Raw genomic sequence first — 20,642 nt, forward strand, 5'->3', positions numbered from 1 at the left:
CGCCAGGGCGCGGGTCCTACGTCGGTGCTCTAGGCACAGGTGGGCAAGGCGGCTCCCGGCGGATCGGCCCGGCGACCAGCCTACACCAACTGACTGGCCTCCGAACGCCAGAAGGGTACAGGGTGGGTTAGCCGAAGGCGTAACCCACCACTGTTCGTATCCGCGGAGGTCAGATGGTGGATTACGCTTCGCTAATCCACCCTACGAGACCCCTCACCCTCGCGCCATCGCCCGCTTCGCCACCGCCAGCCCCATCAGCACGAACGCCGAGGTCACCTCCGGGCCACCGACCAGGATCCGCGTCGGCGTCTTCATCTTGTTCCATTCATAGGCGCGGAACGGGCCGCGGCGGCCGCCTTCACCGAGCCCGGCGACGATCACGTTCAGCGCCGGTGCGAAGGCGCGCGGGTCGGCGCCGAGATGGCCGAGCGCGATCAGTGCCAGCGCGGCGTCGAACACGTTCATCTCGGCCGCCATCAGCTCGCCCTTGACGTAGGACAGCACGCGGTGGCGGATGAAATCGAAATCGCCGGCGGGATCGATCGCGGCCTGCGCCGCCAGCGGCAGCGCCAGGAAGGCGGCATAGCAGCGGCCGAAATAGGCGCTGTAGAGCTCCGGCAGATAATAGATGTGCGAGCGCGGATTGGCGAAGGCGCCGCTGGCGGCCAGCCGCTTCTGAAAGCCGATGATCCGGTGCAATGTTGCAAGCCGCGACGGCGTCTCCAGCACCTTCCAGCGCTCAAGGTTGCGGAAGCTTACCTCGAGAATGTCGAGATTGAGCGTCGGATCGAGATCGTTGCCGTAAGGGCGCTCGCCCTTGAGATTGTCGATCCAGGTCGCAACCCCGCCCTCATAGTCGATATTGTCGTTGAGCGGCACGGTCACGCGCGGTTCGTTGACGCCGGCGCGCACCTGATAGCCCGCATAGAAATCCAGGAGCGGCTGGTCGATGATCGCGTCGGTACAGCCGGCCTGCGTCGCCGCGGAGATCGAGCAGGCCGTGGTGTCGCAATCCGGCACGTAGATGCCGAAACCGAGGTCCTGCTTGATCTGCGCGAAGTAACGGGAGAAGCGCGGATGCGGCGCCGGCGCCAGTGCGGTGACGACGTTGAAGCGCGCGCCGCCCAAGCCCTCGACCTCCTCGCGACTGATGTTGACGCAGAAATCGACCATGTCGGCGATCGCGCGCTCCGCCGCGACCTTGTCGGCCGGGGAGGCGAGCCCGGTCTCGACGAAGCCGAGCAGGGCCTCGATGAAGAACGCGTCGTAATAGGCCGAGCGGTGGCGGATCTGCACTGGCTCCCACATCGGCTCGGCAATGCCTTTCCAGGGCGGATTGACTACGGCGCGCGCGGGCGAGCGCGCGATGAAGACGCGGGCGAGGTTGAACAGCAGCGAGGAATTCTTGTAGCCGCGCGCGTTGAGGCCCGTGAGCGCCATGATCAGCTCGCGGCCGCGGACATCAGGATCGCCGATCAGGTTGAAGGCGGCGTAGGTCGGCAGGAAGCCGTTGCGGCGGTACGAGCCGAGCAGATGCTGCGCGCAATCGCGGATCACGCCGTCGATCTCAGCGCTCTGGGGCATGACGGCGGTGAACGGCACCGGCGGCGGCTTGGGGTGGTCGAGCGCGATGCTGTCGACGAGATCGGCGATCGGCTGCCCGACCGCCGCCCAGTCGGGCTCGGCCTCGTCGCGGGCCTGGGCGAGGGCCGCGCGCAGCCGCGTCAGCATCCCCTCGTCGCGCAGCTCGGGCAGGCCGGCGCGGCGGAGCAGGATCCGCAGCGCGGGATTGCCGAGGGCGGTCCTGTAGAATTTGGCGAGATGCGGATCGCCGCTGGCCGCATCGGACAACACGGGATCGCAGACGTCGTAAAGCGAGGGGCCGTCCTTCCGCGCCGTCAGCGCCCGGCAGGCGGCGCCGGCAAAATAATGAAAGCTCATGAAATACCTGGTCGCGGGGGCCTTGGTCGGGGACATCAGGCACGCTGCCATCTGCGCGCCACCCCCTGCAAGTCGTTGAAAAAGCTACCCGGATTCGCGGGAAAAACAAATGTGATGGAAGTCACGGAAAAGCCGGCACGAAGGCTGCATGATCGCTCTCCGGTAGGCTACGGGGAGGCCGTAAAGGCGGCAATTTGGATCGGAGAATTATCAAGTATATTCAGACGCTTAGTTCAAATTTTGAGCAATCTATTGCCCCAGGGCCTATATCCGGTTAAGGGTTTGTTTGGTGCGGCGCCGCAAATTGCGCGCAATTCGGGGTCACATCCCCGGCCAATCCCTCAAACCTAAAGACGCTATCGCGCTACTCAAACAGTGTGCGCGCGCTTGGTAGGTCTTTGGCACAGGAAACGAAGCGAGATGAATCTAAAGCAGCTCGACCTTTCCAGACGTACGATCGCCCTCGCCGCGGCCCTCATCGGCACGGTGTCGCTGGTGATCGGCGCCCATGCTGCTCTCAACATGCGTGCGATCGATGCCGCCAAGGCGGTCTCGACCGACCAGATCACTGGTTCGATCGGCCAGAGCTCGCGCCTGGCGCTCGTCATCGGCAATGGACATTACCCCGACGCCAGCGCGCCGCTGACGCAGTCGATCAACGACGCCCGTGCGCTGTCCTCGTCCCTGCGCAAGAACGGCTTCGACGTCGACATGGTGGAAGATGCGACCCGCGACGACATGGTCCGCGCCGTGAGCCGCCTGAAGTCGCGGATCACCCGCGACAGCGTCGTCATGCTGTTCTTCGGCGGCTACGGCGTGCAGGCCGGCCGCGAGAGCTACATGCTGCCGGTCGATGCCGTGATCTGGAAGGAAAAGGACGTCCGCCGCCAAGGCGTGTCGATCGAGGGCGTGCTTGAGATGATGAAGGAGCAGGGCGCCAAGGCCAAGCTCGTCGTGGTCGACGCCTCCCGCCGCAATCCCTACGAGCGCCGCTTCCGCTCCTACAGCCACGGTCTCGCGCCGATCAGCGCGTCCGACAATGCGCTCATCCTCACCTCCGCCTCGCCCGGCAAGGTCGTCGACGACGGGAAGGGCGAGCACAGCGTGCTGGTCAGCGAGTTCCTCAACAACCTCAGCAAGCCCGGCAGCGCCGAGAGCGTCTTCAACAAGACCCGCCTCGCCATCTCCCGCGCCAGCGAAGGCGACCAGGTCCCGACCGTATCGTCGTCGCTGCTCGAAGACGTCCGTTTCGGCGAAGCCGGCGGTTAGTTCGCGGCTCTTGTAGGGTGGATTAGCCGAAGGCGTAATCCACCGCTTCTCTCGCGTCAGCTTGGAAAGCAAAGAGGTGGGTTACGCCTTCGGCTAACCCACCCTGTACCTACGACGTTGCTCCTACTTCGCCGCTTCCGCGCTCGCCATCACGGGACGCACCGGATCGCCTTCGCGCAGCAAGGCACCGGCGCGGGCGACGACGACGTCGCCCTCGCTGAGGCCGTCGCGGACCTCGATATTGCCGCCGGACATCAAGCCGACCTCGACACGCTTGGTCTCGACGCGGTTGCGGCGGATCACCTGCACCACGGTGCCGGCGGACGAATATTGCACGGCGGTCAGCGGCACCGCCACGTTGCAGCTCTGCCCGGTCTTGATCAGCGCGCGCGCGCTCCCATTCAGCAGCAGCCGCTTCTGCGAGGAGATGCCGATATAGACCATGCCCTGCTGGATGTTCGGCTCGACGGTCGGTCCGATGCGGCGCACCTTGCCGCTGATGTCGCCGCCACCTGGGATCCGCACGGTGGCCTGCTGATTGACCGCGAGCTTGCGCACATCGGTGGTGGCGACGAGGCCGACGAGGTCGTACTCGCTGCGCGCCACGATCGTGAACAGCGCCTCGCCCTTGGTCGAGGCGAAGTTGCCGATCTGCGCGGTCGAGGTCGCGATCACCCCCGCCACGGGCGCGGTGACCTGAAGCGTGCCGCCTTCGGGCAGCGCCAGCCGGGCCAGCACCTGGCCGGCGGTGGTGGTGTCGCCGGCTTCCGCCAGCACGTCCGTGACCTTCAGGCCGGGCCGCTCGGGCCGCACCGAGGTTTCCTCCCGCGCGATGATCGTGCCGGTGGCTTCGACGACGTCGGAGAAGCAGGATTTCGCAACCTTCAGCACCGTGACCGCCGGCCCCTTTGGCGCGTCGTCATCGGCGGCACCGGCTGGATGGGGGCCGAGGACGAGCAGCCCGGCGACGGCTGCGGGGCACAGGTTTCGAACAACGGCGCGGGGCAAATGACGCATCGGAAATTCCAATTGGGTAAATTCCACTTGGGCTATGCCTCCAATCGATAGCAGATGGCCGCCGCCCGCACTACGGCCGCGTCGTCCCGAAACAGGACGCCGTGCCGCCGCCGGCAGTCGCGGCAAGCAAGTCTTTGAAAAGCAAGTCTTTGATGAGTCGCGGGATTGGAGAACAGGTTCGCTCCGAAGAGCTCGAGTCGCGCGCGGCGGGCGTCAGCGGCGCCGCTCACCCACCGGCTTGCCGCTGGCCCGCTCGATCAGATGCAGCCGCGTGCAGGCCGGACACGACACCGACACGTGCGTGCGATCGCTCGGCTCGTCGGTAAGCCGATGCTGCACGTTCAGGCCCGTCTGGGGGCATTTGAAGACAATCTGCCGGTCCATGACCGAGATATGACGCCAAGCCGGGCCTCGCGAAATTACGGATGTTTACGTAGGTCGGCGATGGCTCCTCACGGCAGTTTCAGGAACTCGACCCAGTTCGGTTTCTTGCCGGTGGGGTAGGATTTCAGCTTGGTCAGCGCGCCGCTGCCCTGGTCGATGGCATGAACCGTCATGCTGTCGGAGAGCTCGCCGACCGCGGCGAGATAGCGGCCGCTGGGATCGACCTGAAAGCCGCGCGGTTGCTTCTCGGTCGGCACGCTGCCGATCGTGGTCAGCTTGCCGCTCGAGCCATCGACCCTGTAGGCGGTGAGCGTGCTGGTGGTGCGCTCGGAAGCGTAGAGGAAGCGGCCGTCCGGCGTGATGTGGATGTCGGCCGCCCAAGGTTTTCCCGAAAACCCTTCCGGCAGCGCGGTGGTGCGCTGGATCTCGTCCCACGCGCCGCTCCTGGCTTCATAAGTGAAGGCCGCGACGTCGCCGTTCAGCTCGTGGAGGAGATAGACTAACTTGCCGCCGGGATGAAACACGAAGTGCCGCGGCCCCGATTTCTCCGGCACCTTGCGCCCCGGCGGGTCGTTCGGCGTCAGCGTGCCGGTCGTGGCATCGAATGCGAAGGCCAGCACCTGATCGGAGCCGAGATTGGTCGCGAACGCGAAGCGGTTGTCGGGCGAGGGCAGGAAGGCGTGGGCGTTCAGCCCGGTCGGGATCACCTGCTTGGGCTCGCCGGCGACGCCGTTGCCAAGCAGCGGATTCAGCGCGACCTTGTTGCCGCCATAGGAGGCGCTGAGCAGGAACTTGCCGCTGCGGTCGATGGCGATATGGGCCATGCTGTCGGCGAGCGGTCCGTTGCCGAGATGGTCGAGCTCGCCCGTCCTGGGATCGATCGCAAAGCTCACCGCGAGATTGGGCTGCGATCGGATTCCAGCAATCAGCGTACGATGATCGGGCGTGATCGCGAGCGGTGTCGAGGAGCCCGGCTTTTCGACGCCCTTGAAGGCGGCCGTCTGCACGAGCGTCATCTCGCCGCTCTCGCTCATCTTGAACACGCTGATGTCGTTGCTGTCGGCATTGCCGACATAGGCGAAGGTTTCGGCCATACCGGCACGGACTCCAGAAATGAGGGTAAGCGAAGCGAACAGGGCGGCGGCGATCGCAGCGCGTGGCGCGCGCGATGCGATGCGTCGGATCGGTCTCGACATCGGTCTCGACATGGGCTCCTCCTGAAAGCTGGCTCGCGGTATTATCGTTTTTGCCGCGAGCATAGCGGGCGGAGCGACGCCGCACCAAAATCCAATGGGGATCGATCGATGCCGAAATCGCATCGGTCGCAGGATGCCGGGTCAGCGCGCCGCTGCGGTTCGGGAGGGCAGACGCAACCCGGACGGCTGGTCCGGCGGCCCGAGCATAGTCCACACGGTGATCGCGACCAGGGCGGAGGTCATGAGGGTCCAGAGGATGAGTCGTTTTCGCATCAGGCCAATCCATCGGTGCAAGCCGCGAGGCCAAGGGCCGCGTCAGCGATCCTGCACTGCAAAGAGCGGCGGTTCTATGAGGCCGTTCACAGGGCGAAAACGGCCGATGCTGTCGCGAACCAATGCGCTGCGAACGCATTGAACCGACATGTCCCGCGCAAACGATCTCGAAGGCAAGCCCGACATGGGCGGCAAGCATGGCGGTCAAGCCGGCCAGCCCAAGCTTCCGCCGCGCCCGCACGAGGGCGAGCGCGATGCGGATGTCGTGGCAAAGCGCCACACCGGCCAAACCGATCGGGCGGCGCCGCCGACCAAACCAAAATAGTTCCTTGCCGCCGCCCTCGCGGCAGGCCCCGCGCCGGGAACGGCGGCATCGCTCTGCCGTTAGCTCGGGGCGCGAGAGAGGGAAAAGGGAGGCTGGCTCGTGTTTTGGATCTGTTGGAACACCGCCTGGTCGCTGATCATCAGCGGCATCATGGTCGCCACCATCGTCAGCCACTCCGACGCCGAATTCGCCGAAGTGAGGGCGGCCCGACAATCGATGTGAGCTTCTCTTACCTTGCCGAGCCCGTTCCGGATCACGTCATGCTGCCGGGCATGAAGCAGCGGATCTTGGGGCGGCCGTTGACGTAATAGGGCCAGACCATGGTGCGCCCGTCGTCGAGCGCCGTGCTGTCGGCATCAGCACAACAGGGGGGACCGCACTCGGCGCCGCCAAATCTCAACCAGCGGTTGGCGGGCCTTGGAACGCTCTGGGCTTGGATGCGTTCAAGCTGATTGCGTAGGCGCCCGCCTGCGGCACGTCGGGGCTAAGTATCTCGAATGTCGAGGAATTTCCGCTCTCTGCCCGCAAGCTGACCGAATTCGAGGCCCTGGTGGCGGCGGCTCCTGCAGCGCTCGAGGCCATTCCGGGCGCGGTCTATGTCTGCGACAGTGAAGGCTGGATCGTGACCTACAACGGCGAAGCCGCGGAATTGTGGGGCAGAACTCCGGAGCTTGGTTCCGTCGAAAAGTTCTGCGGGTCGCATCGTCTCTACAGGATGGACGGCACCCTGCTTCCGCATTCCGAGTGCCCCATGGCCACGTCGGTCCGGCTCGGCCTCCCCGCGCGTAACACGGAGGTCATGATCGAACGGCCGGACGGCTCGCGGATCACTGCACTCGTGAACATCCGTCCCCTGCGCGATCATGCCGGCCGCATCCAGGGCGCAATCAATTGCTTTCAGGACGTTTCAGATCGCAAGAAGATCGAGGAAGAGGTTCGTGCAAAGACCAAGGATCTCGAGGACTTCTTCGAGAACAGTGCGGTCGGACTCCATATCGTGGGTGGCGACGGCATCATTCGCAGGGCCAATCAGGCCGAGCTCGATCTGCTGGGCTACAGCGCCGAAGAGTATATCGGTCACCATGTGGCCGAATTTCACGCGGACGCCCCCGTCATCGGCGACATTCTCCACCGACTGTCCTGCGGCGAAAGGCTGGACCGTTATCCTGCCCGCCTGCGCGCGAAGGACGGCTCGATCAAGCACGTACTGATCACCTCCAACAGTCGTGTCGAGGACGGCAAGTTCGTCAGCACGCGCTGCTTTACAGCTGACGTCACCGGGCTGCGCGTGGCCGAGCTGGCGCGCGAGGCGAGCGAGACTCGCCTCGCTGCAACCTACCAAGCGGCCAAGGTCGGCATCGCCGAGGCCGATGAACATGGGCGGCTGCTCCGGGTCAACGATTATCTGAGCGAGATCACCGGGAGATCCCGTGAGGAGCTGCTGGGGATGAGCTTTTCCGACTATACTCATCCCGACGATTGCGCCGCGGATCTTGCCCTCTATGAGCAACAGGTCCGTGGCGAGATTCCAAGCTACACCTGCCGCAAGCGCGCCCTGCGCCCCGACGGCAGCGTGCGTTATCTCGAGATCTTCAGCTCTTCGGTCACGGACAGCGCGGGACGCTTCCGCTACGGCGTTCGCGTCAGTCACGACGTCACGGAAGCCAAGCGATTGCAGGATCGGATTCGCGAGAGCGAGCAGCATATGCGCGATCTGCTCGAGGCGCTGCCCGCCGCACTCTACACCACCGACGCAAACGGCCGCATCACCTTCTACAACAAGACCGCCGTCGAGATGGCCGGGCGCACGCCGCTGCCCGGCGACGAATGGTGCGTGACCTGGAAGCTCTATTGGCCCGACGGCACGCCTCTGCCGCACGACCAATGTCCGATGGCGATCGCGCTCCGGGAGGGTCGGCCCGTGCGTGGAGTGGAGGCTGTCGCGGAGCGACCGGACGGCACGCGCGTGCCGTTCATTCCCTATCCGACGCCGCTATTCGATTCGGGGGGCAGGCTGATCGGTGCAGTCAACATGCTGGTCGACATCACCGAACGCAAGCGCGCGGAAATGGCGCAAACCCTCCTGATTGATGAGCTCAATCATCGCGTCAAGAATACCCTGGCGATGGTGCAATCGCTCGCCGGCCAGACCGCGCGCCATACCAGCAGTCTGGACGACTTCAATCGAACCTTCGAGGGCCGGTTGCTGGCGCTCTCTCGTGCGCATGATCTCTTGACCGAGCGCAAGTGGCAGGACGCTCCGCTCCAGCGGCTCGTCGAGGACATCACGGCGGCTGTTGCGGAGGATGGCCGGATCAGGATGGAAGGTCCACCCGTCGCGCTCAATGCGCGCTCGGCGCTCAGCTTTACGATGGTTCTCAACGAGCTCCTGACCAACGCGACGAAGTACGGTGCCTTGTCGGCGCCGGATGGGACGCTCTTGATGCGATGGAGCCTGCGGAATGCCGGGCACGGCACCATTCTCGATTATGAATGGGTGGAATCCGGCGGCCCGAAAGTCACGCCGCCCATGCGCCGCGGCTTCGGCACGCGGCTGATGGAGCGCTGTGTCGAGGCGGACCTCGGCGGCGAGTTCGATCTCGCCTTCGAACCGGGCGGCGTGCGCTGTCGCATGTCGATGCCGGTCACGGGCACTGTCGGATCGAATTGATTCGCGCGATCCATGGCTGATCTCTGGATGACAGCATATCGAGCTCGCTTGCGAGCGCGATGGCTTCTTTCACGTCCGGCGTGACGAGCCCTTCACGGAGCCTGCCGACAACAGGCACAAGCAGGTCCGCCGCCTGCTCAAGCTTGTCGGAATCTCGCCAGAGGCGGGCCAGGCTGACGGCTGTCCGCAGCTCCCACGAGCGGGCATTCTGTCCGCGCGCGACTTCCAGCGACTGCACGAACAATTCCTCGGAGTCGGCCGCTGGTCCGGCATGAGCCCGGATGAACTCCCCTTGCAGGCGGTAGATCTCCGCCAGATAGAAGTGATCGCCCGTCCTCTTCGCGACCGTCAAGGCACCATCGAGCGCGCGCAAGGCCGCTTCCGACAGACCGGCCCTCGCATAGCCTTGCGCGAGGAGGCATCTGAACCAGCAACTGGCGAGCCAGGAATTCTGCGCCTCATAACCCTCGACGCCCGTGCGCATTTCGCTCAGACCTGCATCCATGTCCCCGAGCTCGGTCAGCGCCCATCCATGCAGAATGGTGGCCTGTTGCTTCCAATGCAGAAAGCCGTGTTGCGATGAAATGGTCATCGCGCGGCTGGCATAATCTCTGGTGCCCGTGACGTCGCGCAGATGCTGACAAAGGTACGCGCCAAACACTTGCGCGAATGCCAGCGTAAAAGGATGGCGCATTTGCTCGGCATCGGAAATCGCCTGCTCGCTGTGCTGCCGCGCGGTGTCGGGCTGCCCCAGGAACCATAGCAGGTATCCGAGGTACGACATCGACATGACGCCTGGATTGAGGAGCCTTTCCGCCGAACCGCGATGCAGAACCGGATCATCGAGTTCGATGGAGCGACGAAGATGATGTTGCGCCGCCAGAAACCGCCCGCGGTAAAGCATGGTCGCCGCGATCGACCTGTGGGCCTCCACGAGGTACAGGGTCTGCTTCGACAGCAACTCGCTCGGACGTTCCCGTTTGGCGAATTTCAGGAGTGCGGCACTCAGACCGTGCGCCTTGGTCAGGTCAGCCCGAATGAAGTGGTGCATCCAAAGGCCTCTTATCGCCGCTAGCACCTTGTCTTCATCATCGAGCTGCCGTCCGAGCTCGAGGCCTCGGGCAAAATTGTCTTCCACCTCCTGTGTGCCGTAACCTTTGGCAGCGATCAGCGCGTTACCCAGCGCAATGCGAAGCTCCAGCTCCATTTCATCGCGGTCGGGCATCTCGGGACTGCCGAGGACGACCGCTAGGCCACGGCGCAGGTGGCCGATCGCTTCCAAATAGGCTCCCAACCTTGCGGCGTGCCTGCCGGCCTTGATCCAGGAAGCTGCAGCCGGCTGGCTTTGATCGGATTCGGTCAGATGATAGGCGAGAAGCTCCGGCTCGCGCTCGGTCTTTTCCGGATAGTTCTGACTCAGCACCGACGCGATCCGCGCGTGGAGCCGTCTCCTCTCGCTGCGCAACAGGCTCGCATGCGCTGCATCCTGGATCATCACGTGCTTGAACGAGTAGAGCGCATCCGGCGGATGGCCCAGCCGGACGATCAGCCCTGCCTCCTCCAGGCGATCGAGCGCCGCCTCGATCTGGTCGGCTGGTACGGAGGCGACAGCGTTCAGCATCTCGTAGGAGAACTGCCGGCCGATGGTGGCTCCGATCTGTGCGACCCGCTTGAACGGGCCCAGCCGATCCAGACGCGCCATCAGCGAATCCATCAGCGTCGCCGGGATTGCCAGCGGTCGCCACGAACCGGAGAGCACATAGTTTCCGCGTTCCTCGGTCAGAAGGTCGCTTTCGAGAACGGCTTTGGTCAGCTCCTCGACGAACAGCGGCACGCCGTCGGTCTTGACGATGATGTCCTCGACGACTTCCTTCGGCATTTTGCGGCTGCCGGCAACCCGCTCGACCAAGGTCGTCCGCTGCTGCCGGCTCAGCCTGTTCAGCACCAGCGTCGTGATGTGAGAGTGAGCGCTCCAGCTCGGCTTGAATTCGGAACGGCAGGTGATGACGACGAGAATGGGCGTGTACTGGACCCGCTCCACCAGCAGATCGATGACCTCCCGGGATGTCGGATCGATCCAATGGGCGTCCTCGAAGGCGATCACCAGCGGCTGATCGTGCGCGAGGCCCAGGAGATGATTGATGAGGGCGGAGACGATGGCGTCCTTTTGCTGCTGCGGCGACAGATCGAGCGGAGGATAGCGACCTCCGGTCGGGATCGACAGCAGCGCCGCAAAGAGCGGCGTCATCTGCTCGATGTCGCCATGCGCGGCCGCAACGGTCCGCTCGAGACTCGACAGAGACGAGGCCGAAGCATCGTCGCGGTCGAGGCCCAGGGCAAATTTGAGCTGCTCGATGAAGGGATGGAACGCCGTCGAGCTGTAGTAGGGCGAACACTGAAACGAGACATGCCCGTGCCGATCCCCCGCAATCCGCACGAAGATTTCCTGGACGATGCGCGACTTGCCAATGCCCGGCTCCCCGAACAGCACCACGACTTGGCCGTCGCCCGCCTTGGCCTGCTCCCAGCGGCCGAGCAGAACCGTGATCTCGTCGTCGCGATTGACGAGTGGCGTCAGCCGGGAGCCGATGGCTGCGGCAAAGCGGGTCTCCACGCGCGACGGCCGTACCACATGCCACGCCTGTGTTCTTCCGGCTATGCCCTTGAGTGCATGGACCCCGAGATTGCGATAGTCGAACTTTCCCTTCAACAGCGACTGCGTCGACGACGAGATGACCACCCCGTTCGGCGGCGCCAGGCCCTGCAATCGCGCCGCCAGATTGACGGTCTCGCCGACCGCGGAATCGCGCTCCTCGGTCCCCTGGCCGACCAAGTCGCCCACGACCACCAGTCCCGTCGCAATGCCGATCCGGACGGCGGGCGCATGGTTGAGCGCACCCAGCGGCTCGATCGCAGGCGCGGTCGACAATGTCCGCACGATCTCGAGACCAGCCCGCACCGCTCGCTCGGCATCGTCCTCATGCGCCTTCGGGTAGCCGAAATAGACCAGGATGCCGTCGCCGACGAAGCGGGCGGCAAATCCTTCATAGTGTTTGACCACACCCACGCAGGTTTCGCGAAAGCTCGCGATCATGTCACGCACGTCCTCGGGATCGAACTGTGCGGAGAGCGCGGTGGAATCGACCATGTCGCAGAACATCGTGGTGAGCTGGCGACGTTCCGCAACGATTGCCGTAGCGGGCAATGTGTGGCCCGCGGCTGGCGCGGCCATTCCGGAAAGGGACGCCGTTGCACGCTGAAGCCGCTTGCGGTCTCCGAGCGGCAGTCCAATCTGTGCCAGATCCGGTTCGGTCAGGTGGGGCAGGATGTCGAGATCGATGCGATGGCGGACGAAGAGGTCCGTGTATTGGCTGAGCCCAACGCTTTCAAGCCAGTGTCTCAGACGCTCCGTCCCCGTCCTCGACTCATCATTCGGCATGCAGAAATCCCTGGTTCAAATTGCGCTGAGTGGCTCCAAAATGCCTGTGGTTTGCGCTTGGATTGGGACTCGATGCGACTCTTCGTTGCGGCGGCCAATGGAGGCAAACCATCGGCATTTTGAGCGTTTCTTGCCCGCGTCTCGAAAATGAGGCGGATCGGCGGCTCACCATTTCGACGAGCCAGGTGCGCAGAATTCAATGAATTGATAGCTGTCGGTCGCTGATTGTCAAATCGCTGCACGACCTCGAACCAAACACTCAGCGGCGCCGCTTTCCTCGCAGCGGACATCCGGGCCAGACGTGGCGTCGCCGGCTAGGCCGCGACCGCCTGCGCCGCCAGCAGCTGCTTCAGCTTCGTCGCCGGTACCGCCGGGCTGAACAGCCAGCCCTGCATCTGGCTGCAGCCGAGCTGGCGCAGCACCTCGGCTTGCGCTTCGGTCTCGACGCCTTCGGCGGTGGTCGCCATATGGCGCGCGGCGGCCATGCGCACCACGGCCTGCACGATCGGCGAGGAGTCCTCGGACTGACCGATGTCGCTGATGAAGCTGCGGTCGATCTTGATCTTGTCGAACGGGAAGCGGTGTAGATAGCTAAGCGAGGAATAGCCGGTGCCGAAATCGTCGAGCGCGATGCGCACGCCGAGCTCGCGCAGCTGCTGCAGGATCGCCAGCGCCTCCTCGTCGTCGCGGATCAGCACCGTCTCGGTGATCTCGAGCTCGAGCCGGCCCGGCGCGAGCCCGGACTGCGCGAGCGCAGCGGCGACCTTGAGCGCCAGCGTGCGCGAGCGGAACTGGACCGGCGACACGTTGACCGCGATGTGAATCCGTCCCGGCCACGAGGCAGCCTCGACGCAGGCCTGCTTCAGCACCCATTCGCCGATCTCGCCGATCAGGCCGGTGTCTTCGGCGACCGGGATGAACTCCGCCGGCGAAACCATGCCGCGCTCGGGATGGCGCCAGCGCAGCAAGGCCTCGCAGCCGGTGACGACATTGGCGGTGAGGTCGACCAGCGGCTGGTAGTGCACCTCGAACTCGCCGCGTGCGAGCGCCTGGCGCAGATCGAGCTCGAGCTGGCGGCGCTGCCGCGCCTTGGCGTCGTATTCGGGCACGAACAGGCGGAAGGTGCGGCGGCCTTCCGACTTCGCCGCATACATCGCCAGATCGGCGCGCTTGAGCAGATCGTCGAGATTGTCGCCGTGATCGGGCGCGACGGCGATGCCGATGCTGGCATCGGTCGGAACCTCGTGCCCCCTGCAATCCACCGGTGCGCGCAACGCCTTGAGGATGGTTTCCGCCAGTGCCGTCAGCTCGGCCGGATCGGAGGTGCCGGCCTTGACGATGGCGAATTCGTCGCCGCCCAGCCGCGCGACCATGTCGTTGCCGCTGACGCAGGCGCGCAGGCGGTTCGCCACCTGGCGCAGCAGTTCGTCGCCGACCTCGTGTCCGAGCGAATCGTTGACGCCCTTGAACTCGTCGACGTCGATATAGAGGATCGCGAATGGCGTGCCTTGCGCGAGCTCGGCGACGCGGCGTTCCAGATGCCCGCGCAGCAGCACGCGGTTGGGCAGATCGGTGAGGGCGTCGTAATGCGCCAGATGGGCGATGCGCTCGTCGGCGCGGATGCGCTCGGTGACGTCGTCATGGGTGGCGAGCCAGCCGCCGGCAGCGGCCGGCTGGTTCTTGATCTCGATCAGGCGGCCGTCGGCGGTTTCGACGATCGCGCTCTTGGTGCGGCCGACATTGCTCAGGATGTCGTCGCAATAGGCATCGATGTCGCCCTCGAACGAGCCGGTGTCCCGGCGGTGCCGGATCACGTCGCGGAAGTGGACGCCGGGCTTCACCACGGCGACCGAGAGCCCATACATCTCGATGTAGCGGCGGTTGCAGACGATCAGCCGCTCGTCCTGATCGAACATCAACAGGCCCTGCGTCATCGTGTTCATCGCGATGTCGAGCCGCTGCTTCTCGAGCGACAGGCGGTGCGTCACCTGGCGGAAGATCAGAAACAGCGTGAGCACCAACAGGCCGATCGACAGCGCGGCAATGGTGACGAAGAATTTCGTCTGCGTGCGCCAGGTCGCCAGCGTCGCATCGAGCGACTTGGTCGCGACCACGACCAGCGGCTCGCCGGTGAGCAGGCGCGAGGCGACGATGCGGTCCTTGCCGTCGATCGGGCTTGCGAGCTGGGTGGTGACGAAGGTGCGCTCGAACACCGCCATTTGCTCCGGCGTGCCGGTGCGGAAGTTCTGCCCGATCATCGCTTCGACGTGTGGAATGCGGGCGAGCAGCTGGCCGTTCTGGTGGTGCATCGCGATCGAGGAATCCTCGCCGAGCCCGGTCGAGGCGAAGAAGGATTCGAGCTGCTCGGGCGTGATCGCGCGCGAGACCAGCCCGAGGAATTCGCCGTGCGGGCCGGAGATGCGCCGCGCGAACACGATCGCCGGTCCGTTGCCGAACCGGCCGGGCACGACCTCCACCTCCTCCTGTGCGGCCGGATCGTCCTTGAGACGGTTGAAATAGCCGCGATCGGCGATCGAGATATCGGCGACCGGCCATTGCCGCGACGAGTTGATCAGCACGCCCCTGGAATCGAACACATTGGCGCCGGCGACGTCGGACCAGCCGCTGGCTTTCGCGCGCAGCACCTCATGCACGGCGAGCGTGCCCATCTCGCTGCGGAAGATTTCGGCGGACTGGATGCCGTGGCTCTCGAGCTCGGCGATGATGCTCTTCTGCAGCACCGCAAAGTCCTCGAACTGCCGGTCGAAATGCCGGGCGAGCATGCGGACGGCGTTTTCAAGGCTGTCGCGACCGCTCTCGATGGCATTCTGCCGGAAACGGTCGACCGTGAGCGCGGTGCCGATGGCGGTCGCAAGCATCAGCACGAAGCCGCCGGCGATCAGCCACGTCAGCGGCGCTCCGCGCCAACGGCGGAGCAACGCGCGCGTTCGCGCGGTCCATCGGATCGATGCGCCCATCCAGCCCTCCCGTGGGATGCAAGATGCAGCAAAACCGACAAGACCCCGTTACCATTGACGGTTAGGAAAATATGAATCGGAATGGAATCAGAGGGTTGGTTCCATCGTACAGGAGACCGCGGCGAGACCGCAGGACCTCACCGCCTGATTTCCCACCTCAAGGCTGCCGCGTTGCCCTTGGCGAACATCTTCGGCACATCGAACTTGCCGGTCGCGAGGTCATAGCGGCATTTCCAATCCGCAAGGCTCTTCGCCGCGCCGTTCTTCGGAGGCTTGTCCATCTCGCCCGACAGCGAGATCAGGAGATAGCGGTTGTTGGGCCAGCTTACGCCGAGCCAGCGATACGCATCTTCGGTGCCCTTCACCAGATTCGCCGTGATGTGATAGTCGAGCTTCATGCTCTTGGTGTCGGGCCGGCTGCGGAAGTAGGCCCAGGCCAGATCGCCGAGCGACGTCTTGGTCGCGTTGACGAAGCCGCCGTTCTCGAAATGATAGAGAAAGAGGTCCTGCTCGCCCGAGCCCGTCTTCTGGATCCGCACCAGCCATCGCGAGTCGGCCGTGAAACGGAAGCCGGCCGGATAACCCTGCTCGGGCTTCAGCTCGCGCATCTCCCCGCCGCGTCGCGCCCAGACCTGCCACTTGATGTCGAAATCCTCGCCCTCCTTCATATACTGCTCAAGCCTGGTGGCGCCGTCGGGCGAGGTGAAGGCGAGATCGGCATCGTCGGAAAGCGTGAAGCCGGGCGGCGGGCCGGAGGCGGCCAAAGCGGGTGCAGCGGCCAGCGTCAGAGCAACCGCTAGGGATCCCGCGGCACGGGAGAATACGGTCACGGGAGGAATTCCCTTGAAGAATGCCGCCAGGCGGCCTTGATACTTGGACACCCGCGTGGTCGCGCCGGTTCATCCCGCGCGCCTGGACGGAAGCATAATCCTATCGACAGTCTTGCTGCGGCAGCCAAATCGGCGCACCTTGCCGGCCTCGGCTGATTTGCCACCCAAGGTCCTTTTCAAATGATCACCGCCTCCAAGGCCTTCATTGCCTTCTGTCTGCTCGCGCTGGTCGGCACCGCGCTGGTGATCGGCCCGACCGAGCTGCGCCGCCTGCTGCCTGATGGGACGAAGGTCACCGTCGCCGCCAAGCCGGAGGCCAAGGTCGAACCCCAGGTCGGAGCCAAGGTCGAGCCCAAGCTTGAAGCCAAGGTCGAGCCCAAGGTGGAGTTCAAGCCTGAGTCCAAGCCTGAATCCAAGCCAGAGCTGAAGCCGGAACAGCCGAAGCTCGTCGACAGCGCGCCGCCTGCACCCGAGCCGAAGGCGGGCGCGCTGGCCGAGACCCAGAAGCAGGTGGCCGCGCTCGGTGACCTCGTGCCGGTCAAGCCGCCGGCGCCGGCTGCAGATGCCGGCCCCCGTTTCGACGTCGCCCGCATCGACGATCACGGCGAGGCGGCGGTGATTGCCGGCCGCGCCACGCCGGGTGCGCGGGTCGAGCTGCTGCGCGACGGCAAGCCGCTCGACAGCGTGGTCGCCGACGCCTCGGGCCAATTCGTGATGACCCCGCCGCAGCTGCCGGCCGGCTCATATGACCTGACGCTCCGCGCCAGGGCGCCGGACGGCACGGTCACCGAATCCGGCCGGACCATGCCGGTCACAATCGCCGCGGCGGCGCCGCCGCCCGTGCGCATGCCGCCGGTTGCGAAGCAGCAGGCCAAGCCGGCCGAGAAGCCCGACGACAAATCGGATGTCGTCGCCGCGCTGCCGTCGGCCTCGCCGCGGCTGGCGTCGGTGCCTGAGAAGCAAGCGACCCGGCCGAAACTGATCGGCGCGCCGAAACCCAAGGCCTTCGCGCAGGCGCCGAGGGCCACCGTGGTTGCATCGGCCTCGCCGGCGGAGGCGCTCACCGCCGCGCCGGCCGAGGCCGGCGGCAGCCGGATCATCGCCCGCGGCGATAGCCTGTGGGCGCTCAGCCGGCTCGCTTACGGCGACGGTTCCCGCTACGCCGTGATCTTCAACGCCAACCGCGACAAGATCCAGAATCCCAATCTGATCTATCCCGGCCAGACCTTCGTGATGCCGCAAAAGGCGGAGTGACACGGCACGGCCGGCGCGTTGCGACGCATTGTCCTATGTCTCTCTGGAACATTCGGTTCCCTCGCGCGTCTTCGTGATGCGACGCATTGCGCACTTGGCGCGGGTGGGAGGGCCAAGACGTGGCCGTACAAGTCGTGGCCAAACAAGACGTGGCCAAACAAGACGTGGCCAAACAAGACGTGGCCAAATTGGTCGTTAGGTCAACGATCATGCCGGGACGCATGGGATTGGCGCTGGCTGGCGCGGTCCTGGTGGTTGCAACAGTGCTGCTGCCTGACAGAGCCGAGGCGCAGTTCGGCTTGCGCGGCGGTCCGGTCGGGGTTGCGCGCTTCGCCGTCGGCCACGTGATCGGCCTGTCGCGCCTGCGCCATTCCCGCATGGCGGTGCGCGGCGGCCGCTACCGCTCCGCGGCGCTGAGGTCGCAGGACCCGCGCGGGGCCGACCGCAGCCAGCTGTCGAACCCTTACGTGATGCGTGCGGCCCTCACGGCGCAGGCTGCGCTGGCGGGCTGGCAAGGCGGCCGCCGCCCGCAGGGCTGGTGGCGTCATCCCGATGGCAGCTATGGCTGGGTCGGCCCGGTGTTCTGGCCGTTCGCCCATGACGATCTCACCAATGCGATCGTCTTCGGCGACACCACCAGCCTCTCGCTCTACGGCTACGGCGATATCTATGCCGCGCTGTTCACGCCCTATGCCGCCACCGAGCTTGCCGCCTACACCGTGCCGCAAGGCCGTCGCGCGCGAAAGGTCCCGACCGCGGAGACGCTGTGCGAGGCCAGCGATACCGGCGGCCTGCCGGTCGAGCGCGTCGCGAGCGCCGTTGCGCCGAACGAAGCTCAGCGCACCGCGCTCGACGAACTCTCATCCGCCTGGCTTGCCGCGCGCGACACCATCCGCACCGCCTGCCCGGCGCAAACGCCAGGGAATGCGGCGGAGCGCCTCGGCCTGATGCGCGAGCGTGTCGAGGCCATGATCAAGGCCATCGACACCATGGAAGCGCCGTTGTCGAAATTCGTCGGCCTGCTCAATGACGACCAGAAAGCCCGGCTCAACGCCTTAGCCAATGAGCGTCGCGCCGCGCTGGCGTCCTACCAGTCCAAAAACGCTGACAAGAACGATATCAAGAACGCGAGCAAGAACGCTGATAAGAACGCTTCCAAGGACGCGCAGGCGGCCAAGGCCTGCCAGGCGGACTACGATCCTGTTTCCGACGAGAACGCCCAGCGCCAATACGAGCAGCTGCTCCAGCAGCAATGGCCCGCCGCCGACATCGCCACCACGCTCCAACTCGACGAGGTCGCCCGCGCCCGCTTCGAGGTGCTGCAGGACACCACGCTCCGCACCATGCAGACGCTCAGCGCCTGCCCGACCGAGCCGGCCGCAACCCCGCAGGCCCGCCTCGCCGCCGTGAAGACGCGGCTGCAGACCATGCTGCAAGCCGTCGGCGCCATCGCCGACGCGCTCGACGATTTCCAGGCCGATCTCAGCGACGAGCAAAAGGCCGGATTCGAGGCGATCGGACCAAAGCGAGGGGCGTGAGGGGACGCCAGCTTGGAATGCCATCATATCTCCCTATGATATGCAGATAGGGATGCACATCACGGAGGGTGCTGGTGCTGGTTTCCAAATGGGGCAACAGCCTCGCAGTGCGCCTGCCCAAAGCGCTAGTTGATGAACTCGGCCTCAAGGAGGGCGACGAAATCGATATCGTGGCCACTCGCAAAGGCGCGATCGAAATCGAGACCAAGGCGGAGCAGCGTCGGCGTGCGATCGAGAACATGGAGGCGCGCAATTGGGCGGCCTTGCCCGCCGGCTACAAATTCGATCGGGACGAGGCGAACGAGCGGTGATCGCGTTCTTTGACAGCGGTGATTCTGGGACCTTCAGCACGGCCGCAGCATCGGCGGGCTCACCATCGTCAATCCGTTCCTCGGCATGGCTCCGTGAACGCTCGCATCATCGCAAAGTCCGGATCCTTGCGCGGCTTCCATGATCACCCGCACGCCCAGTCGAACTTCATGTCCTTGAAGTCGAGCTGCGCGTTGCCGCCGCCGAAATTGTAGCCGCCGAAATATTCCTCGAACTCGATATAGAACGGGCTCATCTCCGGCACGGCCTGGCAGGGCCGCATGGTGCCGCCGAGGTGGTTGTGGGCGTGATCCTTGGCCCAGTCGTGCAGGCGGAAATTGTCGCGGCCCGGCTTGCCGCCGACATAGTAGTAATATGGCTGATAGCCGGTCGGCGGATTTTCGCGCACGTGCTCATCCTGCGGGCCCTTGCCGGCGTTGGGATCATCAGCGCGCGGCGACAGCGCGATCGCGCGCGTCTCGCTGAGATCGGCACGCGGCGGGGCTGCAAACATCTTCTTGGCGTAGCTAGGTGCGGCCTCGAAGAAGGCGCTGGCACCGCCGACATCGAGCCAGCGCGGCCGCTCCACCGTTGCCAGCGCAAGCGGCGCCGGCGGCGCGGCGAACGCGCCGTCATATTCGGCCTTCGTCAAGAGCAGCGCGGCATAGGCGTAGTCGAGAATGTCGGTCATGCGCGACAGCCGCGGATGCGACGGCCGTGCCAGCACCGCCTCGCGAATCTCGGGATCGTCGGGCGCGCCGCCATCATTGTGATCGGGCGCCGTGGCGAAGAACGACAACGCGACGATGTCCGCGCCATGCACCCGATAATCCTCCGGCAGCAGAAGCGTGAAGCCGTGCATCAAGGGATAGCCGGTGACGGGATCGAGCGGCCATTGCTCGGATGCAATGCCCGGCGGCAGCCCAAACACCCAGCCCTGGTCGCGCGCGCGATCCGCGGGCCGGTCCAGCATCTGCAAATCATAGGCACGCGAAGGCAGGGCAAGCGTCACGAATCGTCTCCCACGAAGTCCGCCTCGCCGTTGAGGCGATGGTTGGTCGCGGGGAGGAGGGATGTGGTTCGTGAGAGGGAGCTGGGATGCTGCCAATCTGCCGGTGTTTTGCCCGACGTGTCAAATTGCGCGGCACGCGGCCGAGGCCTGCCGTAAGTCATTGATCCCAAAGCCCCTGCCTACTGTGCATGGGGTTGTTTTCGCAG

Annotated in this window: 16 protein-coding genes; 7 read left to right on the forward strand and 9 right to left on the reverse strand. The window is 65.2% G+C overall.

Going from position 1 to position 20,642, the window contains the following annotated elements:
- Positions 1-213 precede the first annotated feature (213 nt).
- Positions 214-1,941: a hypothetical protein gene (locus I6F09_RS35665; RefSeq protein WP_225190118.1), complete on the reverse strand. Its 1,728-nt coding sequence runs from the start codon at positions 1,939-1,941 to the stop codon at positions 214-216.
- A 420-nt stretch (positions 1,942-2,361) separates the two neighbouring features.
- On the opposite strand from I6F09_RS35665, the gene I6F09_RS35670 reads away from it, so the two are divergent.
- Positions 2,362-3,210, forward strand: coding sequence for a caspase family protein (locus I6F09_RS35670; protein ID WP_036015927.1), 849 nt, complete (start codon positions 2,362-2,364; stop codon positions 3,208-3,210).
- Positions 3,211-3,333: 123 nt separating this feature from the next.
- Here the strand turns inward: I6F09_RS35670 and I6F09_RS35675 are convergent, their stop codons facing one another.
- The 4 genes from I6F09_RS35675 to I6F09_RS37645 all read right to left on the reverse strand — a co-directional run bounded on the left by I6F09_RS35675 (position 3,334) and on the right by I6F09_RS37645 (position 6,080).
- Positions 3,334-4,227 carry an HlyD family efflux transporter periplasmic adaptor subunit gene (locus I6F09_RS35675; protein WP_225190108.1) on the reverse strand — a complete coding sequence of 298 codons (894 nt, stop codon included), beginning with the start codon at positions 4,225-4,227 and terminating at the stop codon, positions 3,334-3,336.
- 213 nt (positions 4,228-4,440) lie between these two features.
- Positions 4,441-4,611, reverse strand: coding sequence for a hypothetical protein (locus tag I6F09_RS35680; RefSeq protein WP_167361671.1), 171 nt, complete (start codon positions 4,609-4,611; stop codon positions 4,441-4,443).
- A 68-nt stretch (positions 4,612-4,679) separates the two neighbouring features.
- A complete protein-coding gene (locus I6F09_RS35685) occupies positions 4,680-5,705 on the reverse strand; it encodes a lactonase family protein (RefSeq protein WP_225190109.1) in 1,026 nt (341 codons plus the stop codon).
- 243 nt (positions 5,706-5,948) lie between these two features.
- Complete coding sequence (locus tag I6F09_RS37645; protein ID WP_260345447.1) at positions 5,949-6,080, reverse strand: hypothetical protein; 132 nt, start codon at positions 6,078-6,080, stop codon at positions 5,949-5,951.
- Between the two features lie 148 nt (positions 6,081-6,228).
- Between I6F09_RS37645 and I6F09_RS35690 the strand changes: the two genes are divergently transcribed.
- The 3 genes from I6F09_RS35690 to I6F09_RS35695 all read left to right on the forward strand — a co-directional run bounded on the left by I6F09_RS35690 (position 6,229) and on the right by I6F09_RS35695 (position 9,076).
- The gene (locus I6F09_RS35690; protein WP_156447317.1) at positions 6,229-6,405 is read left to right on the forward strand and encodes a hypothetical protein; all 177 of its coding nucleotides are present in this window, start codon (positions 6,229-6,231) and stop codon (positions 6,403-6,405) included.
- Positions 6,406-6,504: 99 nt separating this feature from the next.
- Positions 6,505-6,627 carry a hypothetical protein gene (locus I6F09_RS37650; RefSeq protein WP_346730145.1) on the forward strand — a complete coding sequence of 41 codons (123 nt, stop codon included), beginning with the start codon at positions 6,505-6,507 and terminating at the stop codon, positions 6,625-6,627.
- 268 nt (positions 6,628-6,895) lie between these two features.
- Positions 6,896-9,076 carry a PAS domain S-box protein gene (locus I6F09_RS35695; protein ID WP_225190119.1) on the forward strand — a complete coding sequence of 727 codons (2,181 nt, stop codon included), beginning with the start codon at positions 6,896-6,898 and terminating at the stop codon, positions 9,074-9,076.
- Here the strand turns inward: I6F09_RS35695 and I6F09_RS35700 are convergent.
- The 3 genes from I6F09_RS35700 to I6F09_RS35710 form a co-directional block, all read right to left on the reverse strand.
- Positions 9,051-12,515, reverse strand: coding sequence for an AAA family ATPase (locus I6F09_RS35700; RefSeq protein WP_225190110.1), 3,465 nt, complete (start codon positions 12,513-12,515; stop codon positions 9,051-9,053). The two genes, I6F09_RS35695 and I6F09_RS35700, sit on opposite strands and share 26 nt — an antisense overlap.
- A gap of 314 nt (positions 12,516-12,829) precedes the next feature.
- Complete coding sequence (locus tag I6F09_RS35705; protein WP_225190111.1) at positions 12,830-15,493, reverse strand: EAL domain-containing protein; 2,664 nt, start codon at positions 15,491-15,493, stop codon at positions 12,830-12,832.
- Positions 15,494-15,630: 137 nt separating this feature from the next.
- On the reverse strand, positions 15,631-16,323 hold the full coding sequence (locus I6F09_RS35710) for a hypothetical protein (RefSeq protein WP_225190112.1): 693 nt from the start codon (positions 16,321-16,323) through the stop codon (positions 15,631-15,633).
- Positions 16,324-16,503: 180 nt separating this feature from the next.
- On the opposite strand from I6F09_RS35710, the gene I6F09_RS35715 reads away from it, so the two are divergent.
- The 3 genes from I6F09_RS35715 (at position 16,504) to I6F09_RS35725 (ending at position 19,426) form a co-directional block, all read left to right on the forward strand.
- Positions 16,504-17,577, forward strand: coding sequence for a LysM peptidoglycan-binding domain-containing protein (locus tag I6F09_RS35715; protein WP_225190113.1), 1,074 nt, complete (start codon positions 16,504-16,506; stop codon positions 17,575-17,577).
- Between the two features lie 209 nt (positions 17,578-17,786).
- Positions 17,787-19,115: a Spy/CpxP family protein refolding chaperone gene (locus tag I6F09_RS35720; protein ID WP_225190114.1), complete on the forward strand. Its 1,329-nt coding sequence runs from the start codon at positions 17,787-17,789 to the stop codon at positions 19,113-19,115.
- A gap of 74 nt (positions 19,116-19,189) precedes the next feature.
- The gene (locus tag I6F09_RS35725) at positions 19,190-19,426 is read left to right on the forward strand and encodes an AbrB/MazE/SpoVT family DNA-binding domain-containing protein (protein WP_036015962.1); all 237 of its coding nucleotides are present in this window, start codon (positions 19,190-19,192) and stop codon (positions 19,424-19,426) included.
- 143 nt (positions 19,427-19,569) lie between these two features.
- Here I6F09_RS35725 and I6F09_RS35730 read toward each other — a convergent pair whose 3' ends face one another.
- Positions 19,570-20,436 (reverse strand): hypothetical protein, encoded by an 867-nt coding sequence (locus tag I6F09_RS35730; RefSeq protein WP_225137390.1) that lies wholly within the window; start codon positions 20,434-20,436, stop codon positions 19,570-19,572.
- Positions 20,437-20,642: the final 206 nt, after the last annotated feature.

It is taken from the genome of Bradyrhizobium sp. IC3195 (assembly GCF_020193585.1).
In the GTDB taxonomy this organism is placed as follows: Bacteria; Pseudomonadota; Alphaproteobacteria; order Rhizobiales; family Xanthobacteraceae; genus Bradyrhizobium; species Bradyrhizobium yuanmingense.

Coding starts and splice junctions, on each gene's coding strand:
- I6F09_RS35665 (WP_225190118.1), bottom strand. CDS start 1,941: ATGAGCTTTCATTATTTTGCCGGCGCCGCCTGCCGGGCGCTGACGGCG.
- I6F09_RS35670 (WP_036015927.1), top strand. CDS start 2,362: ATGAATCTAAAGCAGCTCGACCTTTCCAGACGTACGATCGCCCTCGCC.
- I6F09_RS35675 (WP_225190108.1), bottom strand. CDS start 4,227: ATGCGTCATTTGCCCCGCGCCGTTGTTCGAAACCTGTGCCCCGCAGCC.
- I6F09_RS35680 (WP_167361671.1), bottom strand. CDS start 4,611: ATGGACCGGCAGATTGTCTTCAAATGCCCCCAGACGGGCCTGAACGTG.
- I6F09_RS35685 (WP_225190109.1), bottom strand. CDS start 5,705: ATGGCCGAAACCTTCGCCTATGTCGGCAATGCCGACAGCAACGACATC.
- I6F09_RS37645 (WP_260345447.1), bottom strand. CDS start 6,080: ATGCGAAAACGACTCATCCTCTGGACCCTCATGACCTCCGCCCTGGTC.
- I6F09_RS35690 (WP_156447317.1), top strand. CDS start 6,229: ATGTCCCGCGCAAACGATCTCGAAGGCAAGCCCGACATGGGCGGCAAG.
- I6F09_RS35700 (WP_225190110.1), bottom strand. CDS start 12,515: ATGCCGAATGATGAGTCGAGGACGGGGACGGAGCGTCTGAGACACTGG.
- I6F09_RS35705 (WP_225190111.1), bottom strand. CDS start 15,493: ATGGGCGCATCGATCCGATGGACCGCGCGAACGCGCGCGTTGCTCCGC.
- I6F09_RS35715 (WP_225190113.1), top strand. CDS start 16,504: ATGATCACCGCCTCCAAGGCCTTCATTGCCTTCTGTCTGCTCGCGCTG.
- I6F09_RS35720 (WP_225190114.1), top strand. CDS start 17,787: ATGCCGGGACGCATGGGATTGGCGCTGGCTGGCGCGGTCCTGGTGGTT.